This window comes from Campylobacter concisus UNSWCS (assembly GCF_000466685.1).
In the GTDB taxonomy this organism is placed as follows: Bacteria; Campylobacterota; Campylobacteria; order Campylobacterales; family Campylobacteraceae; genus Campylobacter_A; species Campylobacter_A concisus_A.
The window spans coordinates 134487-151597 of record NZ_ANNG01000006.1 but is presented as its reverse complement, the minus strand read 5'-3'; the positions used below and the strand labels follow the sequence as shown (position 1 = coordinate 151597).

Genomic DNA, 17111 nt, shown 5'->3' with positions numbered 1-17111 from the left:
ACTCTTTGTGTGCCGTCCTTTGCAGTTGCGATTACATTTGATCCTTGTGAGATGCTTTTTATAATGCCGATTTTGTTTGACATGTTCTTTACCTTTTTGTTTTATCTCAATAATAATGTATTTTATTATTTCAAAAGAGCTTTGTCTATTGTACTATGGTACGACTAAGATATACCCGCTCTCGCTGATGTTTTTAAATTTCACACCAAGCTCGCGTTTTAGGCGAAGTACGACATTTTGTATCGCAGCCTTGCTCACCTCGGTGCTCTCATAGACAAACTCCTCTATCATCTCGTAGGTGACAAGCTTGTTTAGATTGTAAGCAAATAGCCAGAATATCTTGTTTTGCAAGAAGCTTAGATAGACTTCGTTGCCATTTTTGTAAATTTTCTCTTTTTTTAAATTTATACTCACCTCATCACTTAGGCGCACTAGCTTCTCATCTCGCTCGAAGCTTAGGCTTATTAGCATCGATCTAAGATCTTTCATATCGATAGGCTTTTTCAAAAACAAGGTCGCCCCCTGCTCCATACTCTTGATCAAATTTTCATCGCTATCATACGAGGTAAAGACGATAAATTTCTGATGAGGTTTTAGCTTTTTTATCTCATTCATCATCTCAAAGCCATTAAGTACTGGCATGTGGATATCACTCATCACGATGTCAAAGCCCTGTTTTTTAAATTTCTCCAGCCCATCTTGCCCATCTTTTGCGCCTACGACCTGACCGCAGTATGGCTTAAGCCCTGTGATGATTAGCTCCCTTGCCATCTCGTCGTCCTCAGCTACTAAGATAGATACTTTCTTTAAAATTTCTAGTGCCTCTTGCATCTTTTAACCCTTTAAATTCTTCTCAAAGCTTAGCTCAAAAATCGTTGGCTTTAGGTTGTGCGCAAGCGTGATATCGCCATTTAGCTTCTCGCGCGCGAGCTTTTTAGCAAAGTAAAGTCCTATGCCATTTCCTTGCTTTTTAGTCGTGTTTAGCCAAGTAAAAATTTTCTTACTCATCTCGTAGCTCACGCCGCCACCATTATCATAAACGCCGATGTAGCACTTATCTTCAAAGCTTCTAAATTTAAGCTCTATCACGCGTTTTAGCGGCTCATCTTTGTAGCTTTCAACTAGTGAGTCCTTTGCGTTGTGGATTAGGATTAGCAAAATTTGCTGGATGATGTTTTCTATCTGACAGACCTTCATCTCTTCAAAACCGCTAAATTTCACGCTTACATTTGCACGGCTAAGCTCTGTGTGCATGAGCGTTATTAAATTTCTAACGCTTGTTTGGATCTCAAATTCGCTCACATTTTCAGCGCTTTTGTAAAAATTTCTAAAAATTTCGATTGTTTTTGAAAGAAGCTCGATCGAGCTTTGCCCTTTTTCTAGTAAATTTAAAAGCTCCTCATCGCTTAGCTTGCCCTCTTTTTTTAGCATTATCGCCGAGCTTAGCATCAGTTTTAGCGAATTTACTGGCTGGATGAACTGATGACTTATGCCGCTTATGAGCTCTCCAGCCTCGCTCATCTTGGCTCTGTGCGCTAGCAAGGTCTCGTACTCGTCTTGCACCTTTTTTATCTTGTTATACATGAAGTTGTGCAGGCTGTTTGCCAAAAATGCAAGTGCAACGAAGGCAAAGAGTAAATTTAGGGCGTTTTTTAGCGCCTCTCTTGTCATGGCTAAAATTTCTTCTTCGTTGTTTGTGCCAGCTCCGATAAACCAGTTCATCGTCGGTATCTGGGCTATTTGGATCAAATTTTGCCCTATCTTTAGGCTGGTGATGTCCTCATCTTTTAAAAATATCTCTTTAAATTTCTCCTCAATCTCTCTTTTAAGCGTTATATCAGCCATCGATGTGAGGATCTCACCGCTGTGAGTTACCAAAAATGAGTAGGAATTTGGCGCAAGGCTAAAGTTTTTGATGCTATCAAAGATAGTGCCTATGCGCACGACACCGCAAAGTGCCGCCTCAAATTTATCATCCTTTTCAACTGGCACACATAAATTTAAAGTAGAGTCTTTTAAAATTTTGTGATTTTGCATGAAATTTACGCTTGGGGCATTTGTATTTTTTGTCTCGACATACCAGATAAGCCCCGCTCGCTCACGCTTTGACATCACCTCTTCTGAGATCTTTTGCCCATCTACAAAGATCTCGCCGTCCTCTCTTAGAAGCTGCATGAGATCAAATTCTTTTGCATTTTCTTTAAAGAGCTTTATGAAATTTGCCACCCTAGTATCGTCATCTATGATGCCAGAGTTTTGGATAAATTTTGATGCACGGATGAGCGAATTTAGACGCTCATCAAGCCAAATTTGAAAGTTGCTAACGATGTTTTTACTAACTGCGATGTTGTTTTTATCAGATAGCTCGATGATCTTTTCTTTTGCTTTGTTGTAGCTATTTAGCCCAAGAAGCACGACAAAGAGGCTTGCTAGCAAGATGATCGCATAAATTTTAATATTTTGTGATTTTAAATTAATACCCATGCGTGCAGTATATCCTAAGTTAGCCCAAAAATAGGGCTAACTAAAATTTAATTTTTAAAAGATAAGAGCTTTGAAACAAGCATAAGTGCAAGCACAACAAAGCAAATGCCAAAGCCAAGCAGCGTGCAATCCGCCATTGACATAAATTTAGAAGACGGCACAAGATACCAGCCATCTGCGTAAAGATCAACTATGCTCTTTTGCAGATCGCTTAGCACCGCACCATCAGGCACCATAGGGCTGTCATAGCCACAATCACCTGTCGGCATAAACCAGTCAGGCGCCCACTTCTCAAGTGGCAAGCCAAATGGATAGTGCGGCTCAGTCGAGCAGCCCTGCACGCCAAAAGGATCATCGCCATGCACCGCGTCGTGGATTTTGGCTAGTTTTACGCTATACATTATGCCCTGCACCGCTCCCCAAAAGGCAAAGACGTAGCCAACTAGAGCAAAGAGCAAATTTTTTGGGTTTATGATAGCGATCACGCCGCCAAGCGCCATGCACAAAAAGGCAAAACGTATATAGACGCACTGCTCGCAAGGCGGCATATAGGCGTAGTTTTGAAAGAGCGAGTGCGCGATAACGACAAGCGCGACGCTTACAAAGACTAGGATCGCCCAAGAGATGCGTGAGTCTTGAAATTTAGCCATTTTTTTAAAAAAGCTCATGTGGCGCCTTATTTTTTAAGAAGCTCTTCGATGAGTGCTGCCATGCCGTCAAGTGAGCTGATTGATTTTGTCATGATGAGATATTTGCCATTTACGACAAATGCTGGCACGCCTTGAATTTTAGCCACATCATAGCTCTCGTCCCACTTTTTAAGTAGCTCAGTCACTTTTGGATTAGCCAGCTCTTTTTCGTAGTCTGCTTTGCTAACGCCAGCTGCATCAAGTCCAGTCTTTAAAAAGCCCTCAACGTCTTTGCCATCGCTCCAGCGCTCTTTTTTGTCATGATAAGCTTTGTAGTAGGCAAATTTAGCCTTTTTAAATAGCGAATTTTCATCAAATAAACTCACTCCCTTTGCCTCGTCCATAACGATAAGCACGGCAAAGACCTTGCTCGCAACCTCGCCGTAATCGCCCTTTGTCTTTAGGTGAAATGGCTCATATTTTAGTCCAGGGATTTTCTCAACTACCTTTGGAGTGACGCTCTTGTCGTATTTGTAGCAAAATGGGCAAGCGTAGCTAAAAATTTTAACTAGCGTATTTTGTCCGACACTTAGTGGCTTTTCAAGCTTGACGTAGTCCTCGCCCTCGCTAAATGCACTAGCACTGATCGCACCAGCTACCGCAACTGCAAAGATAGCCTTACTAAATTTAGATAGAAAACTCATGATGATCTCCTTTGGATGATTTATTTTGAGTTATTCTACAACCAAGCTCAACCGCACTTTTAACGCTAGAATAAATTTTGGCTGAAATTTATCTATTTTAAATTTATGATGGTGGATTTGGTTTTTTGTTAAATTTATTGAAAAAGTTCGCTATGACTTCCTATTTCAACGCATGTAAGAAGTAAAATTTCGTTTTGTTTTTTATATATCAAGAGCAAGTCTGGCTTAATGTGACACTCTCTAAAGCCTTTATAGCTTCCAATAAGAGCGTGATCTTTATATTTTGATGCTAATTCCTCGTTATTTGCTAATTGCCAGATGATATCTTTGGTTAGTTTCTTTTCGCTTTCATTTAGCTTTTTAAAAGCTTTCTTAAAACTCTTTGAATACTCTATCTCAAGCATCAAGGCTCTTTTCAAATTCTTCAAATGTTTTAAATCTCTCTACTTCGCCATTTTCGATCTCTTTGATAGCTTTGTCAAGCCTTGAGGCCTTATCTCTTTGCTCAAATTCTACATTTGCCTGCCTAGCCATCTCCTTTATAAGCTCGATAAATCCATAGTCAGCATTTTTAAAATCAATCGTTGTAGTCATCTTACACCTTTAAATTTTTGTTTTATTATAACTTCAAATTTATAAAAATAATATACGTTATCAATAAAAATTATTATTTACATATTTTAATTATTTGGTTATAATCCGCTCAAATTTTATCAAAATAGGAGTCAAAATGAGACAGTACGAAACATACAAATGCGAGAAATGCGGCAACGAGATCGAGGTTCAAAAAGTTGGCGGCGGCACACTAACCTGTTGCGGCGAAGAGATGAAATGCATCACTGAAAATTTAACAGCGGTAAATTTGATGAAGGCATTTGCTGGCGAGTCACAAGCTAGAAACAAGTATGAGCTTTACGGCGATCTAGCCAAAGAAGCAGGCTATCACGCGATAGCTAGACACTTTTACGAAGCAGCTGAAAATGAGAAATGGCACGCAAGGGCTGAATTTAAGAAATATCACGAGATGATGAATGATCCTATCGATAAGATGGATAAAAATTTACTTGACGCTGCAGCTGGCGAAAACTACGAGCATACGACGATGTATCCAGACTTTGCAAAGATCGCAAAAGAAGAAGAGCTAAGAGATGTTGAAAGGCTATTTAACGCGATTGGCAAGGTTGAGGTTGAGCATGAAAGAGAGTATCTAGAGCTTAAAAAGATGCTTGATGAAGAGGGCTTTTTTGAGAGCGATGAAGAAGATATCTGGGTTTGCGAAGTGTGCGGACACGTTCATAGAGGCAAAAAAGCTCCAGGCGCTTGCCCACTTTGCAAAGCTCCAAAAGAGTATTTTAAGCGTGAATTCTTAGGCTAAAAAGCCAAAATTTTAGCCAAGGCGCTTGTCTTGGCTAAATTTAATAAATTTAAATCTATTTAAAATAAAAAAGTTATATAATCTCCTTAAATTTTCACAAGGAGAAAGAGATGAAAAAATCACTTTTAGTTTTAGCTACTCTTGGCTTTGCACTAAGCCTAAACGCTGCAGATCTTACAGATACTTGCAAGTCTTACTTCTCAGACATCGATAAGATGGTAGAAGCTTACAAAAAAGCTGGTCAAGAGCAACAAGTAAAAATGTATGAAGATCAAAAGAAACAATCAATGGATCAACTAGCTTCTTTACCAAAAGAGCAACAAGACGCTACTTGCAAACAAGCTAAAGAGATGTTTGCTCAAGTAATGGATCAAATGAAAAAACAAGGTCTTTTAAAATAAAACTCCATGTGGCTAGGCTCTCTAGCCACACTTCAAATTTACCCCTCTTTTTTACATAAATTTTGCGTGATCTTTGCAACAGACGGCGAAACTAGCAAAAGCACAGGATACGCCACTATAAAGGCTTTTACATAAGCGATTAGCCAAATTTTTACAAAGCCATCAACAAAGCCAAGATTTAGATACGTCAGCACAAACGACATAAAAAACGCCATAAATGCTGACATTATAAACGCAAAAACATATCTATAAAATTTCGCCGGTATCATGAAATTTTACCTATCAGCTCCCCTAGCCTCTTTGCATGATCAAGCGCCTTTTGCCTCATCAAAGCAAGCTTTGCCTCATCGTGCCTGCTCTGATATGACAGCCCTCCGCTATAAACATAGCCTGCAAACTCCATGCCGCACATATTTGCTAGCGCCTTAAGCGGCGGCAAAAATTCCTCTATCTCATAGCGCTGAAGCGCCTCTTTTTTATAAAGCTCCTCAGACGCGCCAGAGGTAAATGAAAGCACTAGCTTCTTGCCACGTAGCTTATCTCCCTTGCTGCCATGAGAGAAGCCATGAACCAGCACATCTTCAAGCCACTTTTGTAAAAGCGATGGCACGCCGTACCAGAAAAATGGATAAACAAGCACGATCACATCAGCCTTTACTAGCTTTTCTTGCTCGGCTTTTACATCGATAGTGTAGTTTTTATAAAGCTCACTTAGTATGTCAAATTTAGCCTCTGGCAGGTACTTTTTTAGCTCGCCCAAGATGATCTTATTCGCAAAAGAATTTTCAAGGTCGGTGTGACCTGATACGACTAAAATTTCACTCATTTTTGCCCCTTAAATTTACTTTCTTAAATTTACTTGCAAACAAAGCTACTTGCCTTGCTAGCATCGCCACCAACGTATGTAGCCACCTTTGGATAGGCACACACCAAAAATTCCTTGCCAGCGTAGCTCTTGCTCTTAGCTAGCATGCTCTTTGGTGCTTCGCCCTTTTCGTGCCACGCTTCAAGCGCACTAAGAGGATCGACGTCATCTATGCCATTGCCGCCACCGCAGTGGTTCATCCCAGGTAGCGCAAAAAATGCCGCGAAATTTTGGCTATTTTCATTATCAGCCTCTAGCTTTTTAAACCAATCCCTTTGATCTTTTGCCGAGAAAACTGGGTCTGAGACGCCAGTTACGATGATTATCTTGCCGCCATTTGCGCTAAATGTGCTAAGGCTTGTTGAGATAGCGTCATTTATCGCCGCGGTCTCAAAAGTCTTTGGCGTGTCTTTGTCAAAGTCAAAATTTATAGTGTCAAAATTTGGCTGCGCTGGTGTTAAAAAGTAGTAATTCACCGAGCCGCTTGAAAGCGTGATGTTTCTAGCGTTTGGCTTAGCGCTTTGCGAGTCTCCTAGCTTCCACTGCCTCCAGCCCTCAGCGCTCACACCTGAGTCGTAAAACCAGCCGCTATAAATTTGCTCGCCCTTGCTGTTTTTGGCTCCGTTAAAGATTTTCTCTATCGCCTCTATCTTTTGCTTATCTAAATTTAGACCTTTTGGATCAAATTTGCACGCCTCCCAAGCATTGATGATCCCATCTTTTAGTCCGTCTAAAGCGTCACATTTTTCTAGCACGGCTTGGCTTAACTTGTCAAGGTCGTCCTGCGTTAGTGCATTTGCGAAAATTTTCTCGCCTTTTTCATTTTTCGGAGCTATCTTCATAAGGGCTTGATTGTCCCACTGCTGAGCGATCGCCGCGCGAGATAGCCTAAAGCCAGGGTTTGCAGCGATGACGCCGTCAAATTCTAGTGGATAGCGCTGGGCTGCCATGAGTGCTGCCCTGCCGCCATTTGAGCAGCCCATAAAGTAGCTATGTTTTGGCTTTTTGGCGTATGCGGCAGCTAAAATTTGCTTAGCTGCGTCCGTGACCTTGCCGATCGCCTGATAGGCGTAGTCTAGCCTTGCTTGCTGATCTAGCCCAAACTCTGCCGTTGGCTCTGGGTGTCCTGAGTTTGTAGTAACTACCGCGTAACCTCTAAGAAGCGCTGGCGTGGCTGTGCTTGTGCGTATCGGCACCGCGCCAAGAGCAGGCGCTACAAAGCCGTCCATACCGCCACCGCCTTGAAATAAAAACTTCTCATTCCACTGCTCTGGCAGCCTTAGCTCGTAATCAATCGCATACTCTTTGCCATCACTGCCGGTGCGCTTATAGAGTTTGCCATGCACCACGCAGTGAGGCTTTGCTTTGATAGTGTTTTTACTGCCACCAGTTAGCGCAGACATCCTATCGGCTGATACTTCGCCACTCTCGCTCCACAGCACATCTATCATCTCGTTGTTTAAATTTTTCACATCTTTTAAACTCTCACATCCTGCCCTATCAAGGGCAAAAGCCGTGCTGCCAATGAGTGCCAGTGCGCAAAAAAGTGAAATTTTCTTCATAACATCTCCTAAAATTTTACCTTGCTAAATGAGGTCTCGTTCTTAAGACCAAAGCCGTCAAATTCATCTATAAGCCCAGCTCGCTCTTTGGCATAAGCCTTGTAGTTTTCGCTGTGGCGGTAGCTCTCAAAGCTAGCTTCGTCTTTGTAAATTTCAACCAGTACCCACTTATTAGGTGCCTCTTTTTGACTAAAGGCAAACTGTGCGTAAGCGCCCTCATCTACGCTTTTTTGCATATATTTTTTGATGATCTTTTCAAATTTCGCATCGCTCTTTGCCTTAAGGCTTAAATTTGTGATATGAAAGTAGGCATCTTTTAGGCGCTCTGGCGTTAAATTTTTAGAAAACGCAGCCCGTTTTTTCACACTAATAGCCTTTTTGCTAGCCAAAATTTCAGCACTTGCACTTGCAAATTTCTTAAAATGCGCCGAGTTTAGATGCTTTTTATAAGTCGCCTCGTCCTCGTAAAACTCAAGCACATAAAACAGCTCTGGCTTGCTCTTTGCGCTTGCAAAAAAGATCGCCTGCGTGCCTGGCTCGCTCTTTGAGCTTAGTATTTCTTCCCTGCCAAGACGCTTTAGCAAGCTCTTGTTATTTGGCGTTGAAAGCAGCTCCTGTAAGCTCACTTTTGCCTCCGCCCCAAAGGCAAAAGCCGCCAAAACCGCTAGTAAAAATAGCTTTTTTATCATCAAAACTCCTTAAATTTATCTTTGCTCCACTCTTTTCATCCAAGCAAAAAGCTCGTCTAGGTCGTAGTCGCCACCGTGTCCTTGCCCCCAGACCGCTTCAAAATCAACCTCTTTGCCAGCATTTTTAAGCGAAAGTGCTAGCATAGCAGGCACGGCAAGGGCTAGGTCGGAGTCGTTTGTGCCCTGCCTTATGCGGTAAAATTTCGCCGCCTCTTTGTTTGCGGTGTAGTTCATCGCATTCATCATCTTTATGACGCTAGCCTCCGCCATCTCGCCAATACTTCGCTCTTTGGCAAATTTAGTAAAGTGCTTTGCCGGCGTTTTGCTATCGCCAAAAAGGTCGTTTTCAGCATTTTCAAGAGCTAGGCCGTCAAAGGCAACTACTGCTTTGGCACGTTTTAGCGAGGCGATAAAGTCTTCAAGCTTAAACGTATATCCAAGCGAGCAGCCCTGCGTGTCAAGAGTGATAAATTTAGGCGTGAGCGTGCTTTTATCGCTGTTTTTTGTAGCGGTAAATGCCTTTGAGATGAGGGCGTTTATATACTCTTTGAAGCTGCCCTCGCCATTTTCATCAAGGCTTAGCGTATGGCCTTTGGCGTCTTTTAAATTTAGCGAGTTTAGATAGGCTGGGAATTTGACTTTTAGCTCACGTGAGAGCTCTTTTTGCGTGGCGTTTAGCTCGCCCGTGATCATCTTTGGCTTTTTGCTCCTGTCGTTAAAGCTAGCCGCATCAAGACTTGTAAAATCAATCCTTTCAAATTTATCCAAATCCCCAAACATCCACTCATACGCCTCGTCCTCATGCTCTAAATTTGTAACAGGGCAGTAGGCTGAGACGGCATAAATTTGATCGTCCGCCTTTGCAGCGCCTAGCTCTTTAAGATATGGCTCATACTCTTTTGCCCCTGCGCTAGTGCCAAGAAGTGCTGACATCGCGCCGCCTGCGCTCGTGCCGTTTGAGATGATCTTATTTGCGTCGCCTGGCATAAATTTGTCGTTAAATTTAAGATATCTAACGGCCGCTTTTAGATCGACTATCGCAGCTGGCGCTTTGCCGATGAAGCGCTCGCCATCTTTTAGCGTCCTGCCCCTAGCGCCAACGCTTGCCACGACGTATCCTCTAAGAAGCGCTTCAAGAGTGGTATTTGGCTTTTCGTTTTGGATTTCTGGCTTTTGTGGCATTGCGCTCATGTAGCCACCGATCGCATTTGGCATAAAGATAGCCCCTTTTTGGTCGCTAAATTTACCCTCTGGCACGTAAAAATTTAGCACCTCATAGTCGCTAACTGGCTTTGCAACATAGACTATGCCCTCATAAGCTCTAAATTTAAGCGTCCTCTCGCCAACTTGCACGCTTTTTAGCTCAAATTTCTTTTCATCAAATTTAAGCTCGCCACCAAAGCAAGCGCCTACCAAACAAACCGCTAAAATAGCAACTCTAACGCATTTCATGATCTGCCTTTTTATTTTGTCCTACTTTTGCTTTAATGCATAGTCAAATTTGGGACTACTTAGACTAAACTCAAAGCTATCTCTATCCACCGCGCCAACGCAGTAATGGCTATCATAAAGACGAAGCAAAAACTCCGCCATCTCTTCACTCGTGTGGTACTTTTTAAACGCCTTGTCGTAGTCGTAGCTCTCTTTGCTAGTTGCCACCATGCCAAATTCTGTCTTTGTGGCAGCTGGGGCCAGCACTTTTGCCTGCATTTTCGCCTGCTTGTCCTGTGCTAGCTCGTGGTAAAGCCCCTCACTAAAGGCGCTGACGAAAAATTTGCTAGCGCAGTATGTGACGGCGTTTGGCACGATCTTGTAGCCTCCTATCGAAGAGATGTTTATAAGCTGTGTATCTTTGTCTTTATTTTTTTTAGTAAAGAGCGTTGAGAGCGTCACAAGAGAGATGATGTTTAAATTTATCATCTGCGTGATCTTGTCTAAATTTTGCTCGCCAACCTTGTTATAGTCGCCAAAGCCAGCATTGTTTATAAGCGCTTTTAGCTCAAATTTTTCTAAATTACACCAAAGAGCTAGGACATTTTCTTGCTTTGAGAGATCGCAAAGCTCTATCACCACATCGACATTTGCAAATTTAGCTATCTCGCTTTTTAAATTTTCTAAAAGCTCGCCGCGTCTTGCAACAAGGATCAAATTCTCCCCGCGCCTTGCAAATGCCTTTGCCGCCGCCGCTCCTATGCCAGAGCTTGCCCCTGTGATCACTATATATTTTTTCATTTTGTAAATTCCTCCGGACTATAAATTTTTACACCTTCATTGTGGTCATCTTGCGCTACTTCCACGATCACTTTAGCGATGTCAGCTGCCTTCATCGGACGATACTCGTCAAAAAAACCTTTTGGGATAAATTTAAACGCCTTTATCGCTAGATACTCGCCAAGTCTAAATTCCTTTCTCTCAGCTTCGATAAGTGGCAGCCTAGCGATATGAAATGAGCTATATCCAAGCTCTTTTATCTTTGCTTCTGCTTGACCTTTTGCCTTTAGGTAAAACGAGCCTGACTTTCTGTTTGCGCCTGCAGCTGAGAGTAAAACAAAGCGTTTTGCGCCGCACTCCAAGCCAAATTTGGCGAAATTTATCGGATAGGTCACATCGACTTTGTAAAACTGCTCTTTGTGCTTTGCCGCTTTCATCGTCGTGCCAAGCGCGCAAAATACATCATCAGCGATAAATGGCACCTCATCTTTAAAATCATCAAAATTTACTATCTTTACTTCAAGCTTTTCATGGGTAAATTCTAGCTCATGCCTAACAAGGGCGACCACCTTGTTATAGTGCTCACTCTGGCAAAGATCTTTTAAAATTTCACTTCCCACAGCGCCGCTGGCTCCTGCTATAAGGGCGACTTTTTTCATATTTATCCTTTTTAAAATTTGGATAAATTCTATCTCGCTAAGGCAAAAATTTCGCTTATGGCCTCTTTTGTATAAATTTGCTCCAAGCCCCTGCCCTTGGCGTAGTCATAAACTAGCGCCATGATCTCGTCTAAATTTGACTCATCAACGCCGATTTCAATGAGACTTGTTGGCGTGCCGATCTTGCTAAACCACTCTTTTAGCTTTTCAATGGCTACGTCCGCGTCATCTACGCCAAAAATTTCTTTACCAAAGCGCTTAAATGCCTTTAAATTTCTACTCTTATACCACTTCATCCAAGCTGGCATAACGACACTTAGCCCAGCCCCGTGCGCGCAATCAACCACCGCACCTATGGCGTGCTCGATCATGTGGTTTGGATAAGAGTAGCCAGCCGTGCCGACGTAAGTTAGGCCATTTAGCGCCATAGTAGCAGCCCAAGCAAACTCGCTTCTAGCGCCATAGTTTTCTGGCTCTTTCAGTAAAATTTCAGTCGTTTTCATGACCGTTTTGATGTTTGCTTCGATGTATAAATTTATGATCTCAGGCTGGATGCTCGCCGTAAAGTAGCCCTCGATGCTGTGAGCGATGATGTCAGAGGCTGAATAGACCAAATACTCCTTGCTAACGCTTGCTTGAAGAAGCGGATTTACCACCGATACTTTTGGGTAAAGACAAGCGCCGTGCATGGCAAATTTCTCTTTTGTGGCTTCATTTGTGACGACTGCGCCGCCGTTCATCTCTGAGCCAGTTGCAGCAAGCGTTATGATGTCAAAGATCATAAGCGCCTCTTTCGGGCATTTGCCAGTAAAAAAGTCCCAAACGTCGCCGTTATATTTAACTCCTGCAGCCACTGCCTTGGCCGTGTCAAGCACCGAGCCACCGCCTATGGCTAGCACGCTATCGACGCCTTGCTTTTTAGCTAAATTTATAGCCTCATTTACCTTGCTTAGCACTGGATTTGACTTCACGCCGCCTATCTTGCAAAACTCGATGCCATTTGCGCTTAGGCTCTTTGTGGCAACGTCAAAAAGTCCGTTTTTCATGATCCTGTCGCTGCCATAGATGATGAGCGTCTTTTTTGCGCCAAATTCTTTCATATATTTGCCGATGTTTTGCTCTTTGTCTTTGCCAAATTCTATTTTAGTAGGGTTTAAAAAGCTGAAATTTTGCATAGTTTTCTCCTTATTTGCTTTTGTGATTTGGGGTAAATTTTAGTTAAATTTTCTTATTTTTAGCTATTTTTATCTGCGCTAAATTTAGAAATTTCTTAGTCTGATAGGTAGTTTTGATGTGATCTTATCTGGATCGAAGCTGTTTTTTGGATCGCCTAAGCCTCCAAAATTTTCGCCAGTGTTAAAGAATTTTTGTAAGAAATAATCCCCTCTATATCCAAGTTCAAAAAGTAGCTCTGACATCTCAGAGATATCCTTTTCGCTTAGCAAGTCCGCATGCACGGTCGTTCTAACTTCAAATTTAAAATTTATCTCAAGCAAGTATCTAAGTGTGGCGGCAAATTTCTCATATAAATTTGAGCCAGTGATGCCTATAAATTTCTCTTTTGGAGCTTTAAAATCAAGCGCGATGTAGTCAATCAGCCCCTCATCTATCGCCTCTTTCAAGACGTCACGATATGAGCCGTTAGTATCTACTTTTAAGCTAAAGCCGCGCGCCTTTACCTCACGTGCTAGCCTTAAAAAAAGAGGGTGTGCTGTGCATTCGCCACCGCTAAATACGATGCCATTTAGCTTGCCGACCCTGCGGTCTAAAAAGTCGCAAACTTTGCTAAAGCTTATAGTGCCATTTGACTTTACAACCTCGATGTTGTAGCAGTATCCACAGCGCATATTACACCCTGCAAACCAAATGACAGCTGCCACTTTGTCTGGGTAGTCAAGCGTCGTAAATGGCGTTATACTAAAGACTTTTTGCAAGTTTTGACCCTTTTTTAAACTAAAAGGCACAGGGGCGTGCCTTTGGTTTGCATTTTAGTTGATTTTTTTAAATTTATTCTTGTTTTTAGGCAAGAATTTATCTCTTGCAGCAACTTGCGTATTCGTCAAATTTAACACGCTCTTTGTGCTCGCCTTTTTTACCGAGATTAAAGCTCTCAACTGGTCTGTGATAACCCATAACACGAGTATAAACCACGCATCTTGTGCGTTTGTCTTGCACTTTTTCTAAAATTTCTTTTTCTGTCATCTTCTCTCCTTATTTGGATTTTTTCTTTTCATTTTCTATCAGCTCGGCATCACAAAGTGGGCAAAACTCATGCTCGCCAGCTATGTAGCCATGCTTTGCGCAGACGCTAAATACCGGCGTTATCGTGATGTATGGGAGTTTGTAGTTTGAGATTATACTCTTTACAAGCTCTTTGCAAGCTTTAGCCGAGCTTATGCGCTCTTTCATATATAGGTGAAAGACGGTGCCGCCAGTATAGGCGCTTTGTAGCTCATCTTGCAGATCAAGCGCTTCGTAAGCGTCGTCTGTGAAATTTGCAGGTAGCTGGGTCGAGTTTGTGTAGTAGATATTATCGCCCTCGCCTGCTTGGATGATGTCTGGATAGCGCTTCTTATCCTCTTTGGCAAAGCGGTAGGTAGTGCCCTCAGCCGGAGTTGCTTCAAGGTTGTATAAATTTCCGCTCTCTTCTTGAAATGTCCTTATCTTATCACGTAAAAATCCAACCATCTCAAGGGCAAATTCACGTCCAAATTTAGTTGAAATATTCTCTTTATCGTCGGTGAAATTTCTAAGTAGCTCGTTCATGCCATTTATGCCGATCGTGCTAAAGTGGTTGTTAAAGTGCTTTAGATACCTAGCCGTGTAAGGATAAAGCCCTCTGTCATACATCTCTTGGATAAATTTACGCTTTTTCTCTAGGGTTGATTTAGCTAGGTCTAAAAGGTAGCTTAGTCTATTATAAAGTGCGACCTTATCGCCTTTGTAGTTGTATCCTAGGCGGGCTAAATTTATAGTCACAACGCCGATCGAGCCAGTCATCTCAGCACTTCCAAAAAGACCGCCACCACGCTTCAAAAGCTCTCTTAGATCAAGCTGCAAGCGGCAGCACATAGAGCGCACGTGGCCTGGTTTGTAGGCGTTTTCGTTCTCTATCTTGTTGCCATTTTCGTCGTAAGTGTATTGCGAGCCGATGAAGTTTTGAAAGTAGCTTGAGCCCATTTTTGCGGTATTTTCAAAGAGCACGTCTGCTACTTCGCTATCCCAGTTAAAATCCTCTGTGATATTTACCGTCGGTATCGGAAATGTAAAAGGCTGCGAGCACTTATCCCCAGCTGTTAAAACCTCGTAAAATGCCTTATCTATGCGCGCCATCTCAGGCTCAAAGTCCTTGTAGGTCATATCGACTAAATTTTTCCTGCCACGCTCGTTTGCTTTTTTCAAAATTTTCTCATCTTTTACATTTGTAAAAAGGTGTATATCATCGCTAGTTGGTATCTGATCCCTTAAGTCGCTTGGGCAGGTGATGTCTATGGTTACGTTTGTAAATGGACTTTGTCCCCAGCGTGCAGGGACGTTTAGGTTGAAAATAAAGCTAGTTATCGCCTTTTTGATCTCGGCGTCGCTTAGATCGTCTTTAAAAACATAAGGCGCAAGGTAGGTGTCAAAGCTAGAAAAAGCCTGAGCGCCTGCCCACTCGCTTTGCAAAATGCCTAAGAAATTTGCCATCTGATAGAGTGCTTCTCTAAAGTGCTTTGGCGCTCTGCTCTCAACCCTGCCACGAACGCCGTTAAAGCCCTCATTTAGCAAGGCTCGCAGGCTCCAGCCAGCGCAATATCCTGTAAGGCAGTCAAGGTCGTGGATGTGGTAGTCGCCGTTTCTGTGCGCTAGCCCCTCTTCTTTGTTATAAACAGCGTCTAGCCAGTAGTTTGCTATGACTTTGCCAGCGGTGTTGTTTATAAGGCCTGCATTTGAATAGCTAGTGTTTGAATTTGCAGAAATTCTCCAGTCGGTGCCGTTTATATATTCATTTATCGTCTGAGTTGAGTTTATATAGGTCGTATCTTCGTTTAGTCCTAAAATTTGCTCGCGTTGGAGCTTGTGCGTGTGGCGGTAGAGCATGAAGCTCTTTAAAACTTCAAAATGTCCGCCGTCAAATAGCTCTTTTTCGATCGCATCTTGGATGTCTTCGACTGTTATCGCACTTGATTTTTGAAAGATGTCTTGGACTACGTTTGTAAAAACTTGCTCGTCATAAGCTTTATTTTCGCTTGCAAATGCCTTTTTTATCGCATCTACTATCTTGTATGCTACAAATTCTTGCCTTGTGCCATCTCGTTTTAAAATTTCACGCATCGCTCGCTCTTTTCTGATTGTTTTTTTGATATGGAGTTTAAAAGTATAGGACAAGAAAGCTTAAAATATAGAAAACTTATTTTATTTTGTTTAATAATATTTATCAAAAAATATAAAATTTTAGAGAGTTTTATTAAGTATATTTTTGCGTATTTTAAGCATTTTAAACTAAAATTTGATTATTTTTACTTAAATAATTATTTTAATTTTAGTTTTTAAAATAGTAGATTTGAAATTTTACAGGTCAATCAAGCTTATTTGGGTATCATTATGATGACGACGGATATTTAGATGAAGCAGATCAAAAGGATCTGGCTGGGCTAATAAACGCTAAAAAACGTGGCGAATTAGAGTGTATAAATTTAGACGAATTTAACCTAGAGATGAGAACGTTTTTTAAAAAGAAAGGTCTAAATGAAGCTTTTATTAAGCAGACGCTTTCAATCAGACCTTGAAAATATTTTAGTATTCTACTCTCAAAAAAGCTTTGAACCTTCAGAGAATTTAAACCCAAGGCGTGAAAGACCACGCCGCTACTATTTTGTATTTCTTCTATCGTCTTTACCTTTTATCTCTTCTGCCGCCTCTAAGCCTAGCTGCGCTTTTTTAAATGCCTTACGAGCTTTATCAAGGCGGTTAGAATTTTTGGTGCTAGGGTCATCAGCATAAAATTTCTCTGCCTCTTCAAGCTCGTATTTCTTTTTGCCGTAATTCATTTGAGCGTTTTCTAAGCGCATAGTAGCGTTATCCCCACCAGCCAACTTTGCTCTTGAAGTAACCTCTCCAGTAACTGGGTTACGTCCGATAGTTAAATCTAAATCACGTTTTGCTTGCTCGGCGGTTAAATAACACTCTTTTTTTCCCCCCATTAGTGTTCCAGCAATATTTCGAGGTCTATTTTTAGGGTCAGAGCAATCCACTTTTTCTTTATTTGTATTATTTTTTTCTTTGTGAAAGACATCAGGATTTACTTCATAAGCATTCAAATTTAATATACTCAAAAATAATGTTATAATTAATACTAAAGTTTTCATTTTTGCTCCTTTTCTTTATTTAATTCTTTTTCTAGCTCTTCATAATCAACTATTTTTACAATTTCAGGCTTTAAACCAAGAGCAGGCGGAATTTTAACAATGCAAAATTCTTCGCCCTCGAAGTCAGTAACAAAAGTAACTTTATCGCTCTTATCTTCCAGTTGTTTTACTTCTTTTTGCATTT

19 protein-coding genes and 1 pseudogene are annotated in these 17111 nt (G+C 41.6%); 2 read left to right on the top strand and 18 right to left on the bottom strand.

The window, feature by feature from the left end; all coding sequences use genetic code 11:
• Positions 1-153: 153 nt before the first annotated feature.
• From UNSWCS_RS02210 to UNSWCS_RS02185, 6 genes are all read right to left on the bottom strand, one after another.
• The gene (locus UNSWCS_RS02210; RefSeq protein WP_021087102.1) at positions 154-831 is read right to left on the bottom strand and encodes a response regulator transcription factor; all 678 of its coding nucleotides are present in this window, start codon (positions 829-831) and stop codon (positions 154-156) included.
• 3 nt (positions 832-834) lie between these two features.
• Entirely contained in the window at positions 835-2484 is a 1650-nt protein-coding gene (locus UNSWCS_RS02205) for a sensor histidine kinase (RefSeq protein WP_021087081.1), read from the bottom strand.
• Positions 2485-2531: 47 nt separating this feature from the next.
• Positions 2532-3152: a protein-disulfide oxidoreductase DsbI gene (gene dsbI, locus UNSWCS_RS02200; RefSeq protein WP_021083796.1), complete on the bottom strand. Its 621-nt coding sequence runs from the start codon at positions 3150-3152 to the stop codon at positions 2532-2534.
• 8 nt (positions 3153-3160) lie between these two features.
• Positions 3161-3817, bottom strand: a complete 657-nt coding sequence (locus UNSWCS_RS02195) for a thiol:disulfide interchange protein DsbA/DsbL (RefSeq protein ID WP_021087067.1) — start codon at positions 3815-3817, stop codon at positions 3161-3163.
• A 134-nt stretch (positions 3818-3951) separates the two neighbouring features.
• Positions 3952-4221, bottom strand: coding sequence for a type II toxin-antitoxin system YafQ family toxin (locus tag UNSWCS_RS02190; protein ID WP_021087112.1), 270 nt, complete (start codon positions 4219-4221; stop codon positions 3952-3954).
• The gene (locus UNSWCS_RS02185; protein WP_021087122.1) at positions 4214-4411 is read right to left on the bottom strand and encodes a hypothetical protein; all 198 of its coding nucleotides are present in this window, start codon (positions 4409-4411) and stop codon (positions 4214-4216) included. The genes UNSWCS_RS02190 and UNSWCS_RS02185 overlap by 8 nt, the downstream gene beginning before the upstream one ends.
• Before the next feature lie 136 nt (positions 4412-4547).
• Between UNSWCS_RS02185 and UNSWCS_RS02180 the strand changes: the two genes are divergently transcribed.
• Together UNSWCS_RS02180 and UNSWCS_RS02175 are read left to right on the top strand one after the other, a co-directional pair.
• Positions 4548-5192, top strand: coding sequence for a ferritin family protein (locus UNSWCS_RS02180; protein WP_012140636.1), 645 nt, complete (start codon positions 4548-4550; stop codon positions 5190-5192).
• 110 nt (positions 5193-5302) lie between these two features.
• The gene (locus tag UNSWCS_RS02175; protein ID WP_021087009.1) at positions 5303-5593 is read left to right on the top strand and encodes a DUF5339 domain-containing protein; all 291 of its coding nucleotides are present in this window, start codon (positions 5303-5305) and stop codon (positions 5591-5593) included.
• A gap of 38 nt (positions 5594-5631) precedes the next feature.
• Here UNSWCS_RS02175 and UNSWCS_RS02170 read toward each other — a convergent pair whose 3' ends face one another.
• The 12 genes and pseudogenes from UNSWCS_RS02170 to UNSWCS_RS02110 all read right to left on the bottom strand — a co-directional run bounded on the left by UNSWCS_RS02170 (position 5632) and on the right by UNSWCS_RS02110 (position 17109).
• Positions 5632-5862 carry a DUF2798 domain-containing protein gene (locus tag UNSWCS_RS02170; protein WP_021087044.1) on the bottom strand — a complete coding sequence of 77 codons (231 nt, stop codon included), beginning with the start codon at positions 5860-5862 and terminating at the stop codon, positions 5632-5634.
• Positions 5859-6419, bottom strand: coding sequence for an NAD(P)H-dependent oxidoreductase (locus UNSWCS_RS02165; RefSeq protein WP_021087130.1), 561 nt, complete (start codon positions 6417-6419; stop codon positions 5859-5861). The genes UNSWCS_RS02170 and UNSWCS_RS02165 overlap by 4 nt, the downstream gene beginning before the upstream one ends.
• 29 nt (positions 6420-6448) lie before the next feature.
• The gene (locus UNSWCS_RS02160; RefSeq protein ID WP_021087123.1) at positions 6449-8020 is read right to left on the bottom strand and encodes a tannase/feruloyl esterase family alpha/beta hydrolase; all 1572 of its coding nucleotides are present in this window, start codon (positions 8018-8020) and stop codon (positions 6449-6451) included.
• A gap of 8 nt (positions 8021-8028) precedes the next feature.
• Positions 8029-8709, bottom strand: a complete 681-nt coding sequence (locus tag UNSWCS_RS02155; RefSeq protein WP_021087115.1) for a putative quinol monooxygenase — start codon at positions 8707-8709, stop codon at positions 8029-8031.
• 15 nt (positions 8710-8724) lie between these two features.
• Positions 8725-10161, bottom strand: coding sequence for a subtype B tannase (locus tag UNSWCS_RS02150; protein WP_021087023.1), 1437 nt, complete (start codon positions 10159-10161; stop codon positions 8725-8727).
• Positions 10162-10182: 21 nt separating this feature from the next.
• Positions 10183-10941, bottom strand: a complete 759-nt coding sequence (locus UNSWCS_RS02145) for an SDR family NAD(P)-dependent oxidoreductase (protein ID WP_021087043.1) — start codon at positions 10939-10941, stop codon at positions 10183-10185.
• Entirely contained in the window at positions 10938-11579 is a 642-nt protein-coding gene (locus tag UNSWCS_RS02140; protein ID WP_021087011.1) for an NAD(P)H-binding protein, read from the bottom strand. The genes UNSWCS_RS02145 and UNSWCS_RS02140 overlap by 4 nt, the downstream gene beginning before the upstream one ends.
• 29 nt (positions 11580-11608) lie before the next feature.
• Complete coding sequence (locus UNSWCS_RS02135) at positions 11609-12754, bottom strand: iron-containing alcohol dehydrogenase (protein WP_021087085.1); 1146 nt, start codon at positions 12752-12754, stop codon at positions 11609-11611.
• Positions 12755-12838: 84 nt separating this feature from the next.
• A complete protein-coding gene (locus UNSWCS_RS02130) occupies positions 12839-13543 on the bottom strand; it encodes an anaerobic ribonucleoside-triphosphate reductase activating protein (protein ID WP_021087095.1) in 705 nt (234 codons plus the stop codon).
• A 67-nt stretch (positions 13544-13610) separates the two neighbouring features.
• Positions 13611-15893, bottom strand: a pseudogene (locus UNSWCS_RS02120) (ribonucleoside triphosphate reductase).
• 536 nt (positions 15894-16429) lie between these two features.
• Positions 16430-16927, bottom strand: coding sequence for a hypothetical protein (locus tag UNSWCS_RS02115; RefSeq protein ID WP_035143341.1), 498 nt, complete (start codon positions 16925-16927; stop codon positions 16430-16432).
• On the bottom strand, positions 16924-17109 hold the full coding sequence (locus UNSWCS_RS02110; RefSeq protein ID WP_021087020.1) for a hypothetical protein: 186 nt from the start codon (positions 17107-17109) through the stop codon (positions 16924-16926). The genes UNSWCS_RS02115 and UNSWCS_RS02110 overlap by 4 nt, the downstream gene beginning before the upstream one ends.
• Positions 17110-17111 lie beyond the last annotated feature (2 nt).